Origin of the sequence: uncultured Boseongicola sp. (assembly GCF_937988555.1) — a bacterium.
In the GTDB taxonomy this organism is placed as follows: Bacteria; Pseudomonadota; Alphaproteobacteria; order Rhodobacterales; family Rhodobacteraceae; genus Boseongicola.
Window position 1 is genome coordinate 1 of sequence record NZ_CALJXO010000002.1, and the last position, 3,336, is coordinate 3,336.

Annotated in this window: 2 protein-coding genes, 1 tRNA gene and 2 rRNA genes; 4 read left to right on the forward strand and 1 reads right to left on the reverse strand. The window is 52.2% G+C overall.

Annotation, left to right across the window (positions count from 1 at the left end; all coding sequences use genetic code 11):
- A 23S ribosomal RNA gene (locus Q1B15_RS00025) occupies positions 1–335 on the forward strand; the annotation flags it as partial.
- 131 nt (positions 336–466) lie between these two features.
- Positions 467–581, forward strand: a 5S ribosomal RNA gene (gene rrf, locus Q1B15_RS00030).
- Positions 582–911: 330 nt separating this feature from the next.
- On the opposite strand, the gene Q1B15_RS00035 is transcribed toward rrf, so the two are convergent.
- Complete coding sequence (locus Q1B15_RS00035) at positions 912–1,157, reverse strand: hypothetical protein (protein WP_299748298.1); 246 nt, start codon at positions 1,155–1,157, stop codon at positions 912–914.
- 218 nt (positions 1,158–1,375) lie between these two features.
- Here Q1B15_RS00035 and Q1B15_RS00040 point away from each other — a divergent pair, with 218 nt between their 5' ends.
- Together Q1B15_RS00040 and Q1B15_RS00045 are read left to right on the forward strand one after the other, a co-directional pair.
- Positions 1,376–2,419, forward strand: a complete 1,044-nt coding sequence (locus tag Q1B15_RS00040) for a Gfo/Idh/MocA family oxidoreductase (RefSeq protein WP_299748301.1) — start codon at positions 1,376–1,378, stop codon at positions 2,417–2,419.
- 67 nt (positions 2,420–2,486) lie between these two features.
- Positions 2,487–2,563 (forward strand) — tRNA-Met (locus Q1B15_RS00045).
- Positions 2,564–3,336 lie beyond the last annotated feature (773 nt).

Here is a 3,336-nt window from a genome sequence, read left to right on the forward strand (position 1 = left end):
TGTTCGCCGTTTAAAGAGGTACGTGAGCTGGGTTTAGAACGTCGTGAGACAGTTCGGTCCCTATCTGCCGTGGGTGTAGGATACTTGAGAGGAGTTGCCCCTAGTACGAGAGGACCGGGGTGAACGATCCACTGGTGGACCAGTTGTCATGCCAATGGCAGTGCTGGGTAGCTATGATCGGAAAGGATAACCGCTGAAAGCATCTAAGCGGGAAGCCCCCCTCAAAACAAGGTATCCCTGAGGACCGAGGTAGACCACCTCGTCGATAGGCCGGAGATGTAAGCGCAGCAATGCGTTCAGTTGACCGGTACTAATTGTCCGATAGGCTTGATTTGATCCAGTAGTAGACTGGCTGTTGCACTTAACTGTGCGCAGTAAATCAAGAGCATACACCACAATATTGGTTACATGACTTGGATAGGCGTCCAGTCCTTTGGGATTGGACGTGGGTGTGTTCTTTTCTTGATTTGGTGGTCATAGCGCGAGCAAAACACCCGACCCCATTCCGAACTCGGCAGTTAAGTGCCGTCGCGCCGATGGTACTGCGTCTTAAGACGTGGGAGAGTAGGTCACCGCCAAATCTAGTAAGGAACACATCGTATCTCTCGACGATGTTGAACAAAAACGCCGCCCTTTGGGGCGGCGATTTTGTTTGTATTTCATGAATTATGCCTGCGCCAGGTGCGTTGTTAGCTTGTGTTAAGCATATCATTCATCGTGGATGCCATGAATGATTTTCTACATCTGTCCATCAAGGCCAAAAACAACAAAGTTACCCTTTGTGCGCTAAGGTGGCCCGCAAAAATAAGCCCTGCATCGGTGTCCAGACTGGCGACCAGGTAGGCGAGGCCTTCTTCCTCAAAACACTTCAGTGCCTTTCGCGTTTCTTTCTGAAGCACTGCACCATCACCTCACTGCGGATGGTAGATCTGCACGATCGACGGCACGCCGCGACCGACGCGAGTAAGGTCCTGTTCGCGGGCATAGGCCTGAAGGCTTGACGACGCCCACCAGCCACCTGCGCTAAGTGCGACAAGGCCACCGTTAGCACCCGTATATAGCCGAGCCGTGTCAGTTTCGCGCCTGAAGCGTGGCTCTCGGGTTTTTGTGCGCGCCTTTTTCTGCGGCCGCGCTGTCGGTTTTCCGGATTTTTCCATTTGTCTCACTGTTTTCTTTTTATCGCTCGAGAAGCCATCGCCGGAGTGGGTTTCGCAAAAAAAAGTGTTGGGCCATTTTCTTCACAAACCTGTCAACCAAGGACAGGCGAACACAGCACGGTCGCATTTTTTTTGTGCCGCGAGAAATCGAGAAAAAATGTTTGCAGCCAAGATGTTATGCGGCAAGGATGCTTGGTAGTCAGATGGGGTACACACCAATGCGACTTCTTATTTTAGGCACGGGGCGAATGGCCGGTGCGCATGCCGAAGCCTTCTCAAAGATCGCGGGGGTCACGCTAGCGGGCTGCGTCGATATCGATACGGATCGAGCCGAGGCCTTTGCCGCAGAACATGCAATTCCGATGGCCTTCACCAGTCTGGTTTCTGCATTGGAGAGCGGCGAGGTCGATGCCGCCGCAAACTGTACACCGGACGCCTCGCATTTTGAGACCACGATGGCGGTGCTTGAGGCCGGTGCGCATGTCTTTTGCGAAAAGCCCCTCGCGACGACCTATGAAGATGCCGCCCAGATGGCTGCCAAGGCACGAAGCAAGGGCATCATTCACGGTGTTAACCTTACCTATCGAAATGTCGCCGCCCTACAAACCGCGCGGACTCTCATCGCAGAAGGGCGCATCGGTCATATCAGGCATTTTGAGGCGTCCTATCTACAAAGCTGGTTAACGCAGCCGGCCTGGGGTGATTGGCGCTCTGACCCAACGTGGCTTTGGCGGCTTTCGACAGAGCATGGATCGCTTGGAGTTCTGGGGGATGTTGGCATCCATATTTTCGATTTCCTAACCTACGCGGCGGGGCAAAATGTGGCTGAGCTAACGGGGAGACTTGGCACATTCGACAAGGCCGAGGACGGTCGGATAGACGGCTATACCCTTGATGCAAATGATAGTTTTTCTGCGACAGTCGCGCTAGAGAGCGGCGCGTTGGGAGTAATCCATGCAACGCGTTTTGCGCCTGGAAATTTGAACGACCTCAGTCTGCAAATATACGGCACCAAAGGAGGGCTAAAAGTGACGAACACTGGCCCGCTTGGCACGCTGAGAGTTTGCGAAGGAGACAATTTGGAAAAGGCAACCTGGGTGCCTGTGGTTCTTTCACCGGTAAAGACCAACTTCGAGCGTTTCGCGGAAGCGGTGCAATCAGGCGCAGGAATGGTGCCAGATTTCGACGAAGGCGCGCGCCTGCAGGCTGTGTTGGATGGTGTCTTTCGCGCACATAACGAGCGTCGGCAAATATCCCTTTAGCGCGCTCGAATTTAGGCGCTTCTGCCCTTGCGGCTCGCATGAATGACAGTTACATCACAAGAATTGGCGCGGGGTGGAGCAGCCCGGTAGCTCGTCAGGCTCATAACCTGAAGGTCGTAGGTTCAAATCCTACCCCCGCAACCAATTTTTATTATTAAGAAATAATACGCAGCGCATCTTTCAGGGGGCGCTGTTCACGGTCAATTATTGATTAGATTACCATAAGCCATTGATTTTATTGGCGCACAAAACTCATACAAAATCGTTAAAAAACCTGACGGGCGTAAAATCGCTATACATATATTGTCAGTACGCGACGTGTGAGGGGCGTAGGATCAAATCCTATCTTCCAGGTAGGAACGTCAATGGAAGTGCTGACTGGTCTCGTCGACTGACATTTTCGTTCTCTTCCAACTCCGTGGCTATTTTCGCCCGTACCAAGTACCTTTGCCTGTTGCATGTTGTACCAAATGGTTCGCGGAAACTAATGACTGAAGGTGTTTTTTGATGGTATTACGGTTGGCGCTCGTGATAATGACCACTTGCCCAATTGTGATCTTGCCACGCTCTTTGGCGAACTCAAGTATCTGAACGGAAAGCTCAGGCAGCTTGTCGATTACAAGCCGCTCGCGTTCGATTTTCTTTTCTAGATTTTTCTTCTGCTGCTGTAAGGAAGAGATATGGTTGAAAGTTGGTGATGGCCCCTGAGGGGCGGCATATCATGGCGGTGTCGAGTCGCCGTCAATTCTCAAAGAGAAAGGGATATGCCACATGTCGAAATCTACTGTTGTTCCATTCGATCTGCCATCGGAATTTTCACCTGACCCGCTGACCGAGGTCATTCAGGCTGGAGCCAAGGAATTGCTTCGCACAGCAATTCAGGCCGAAGTTGCTGGCTTCATGACCGCTCACGCGCA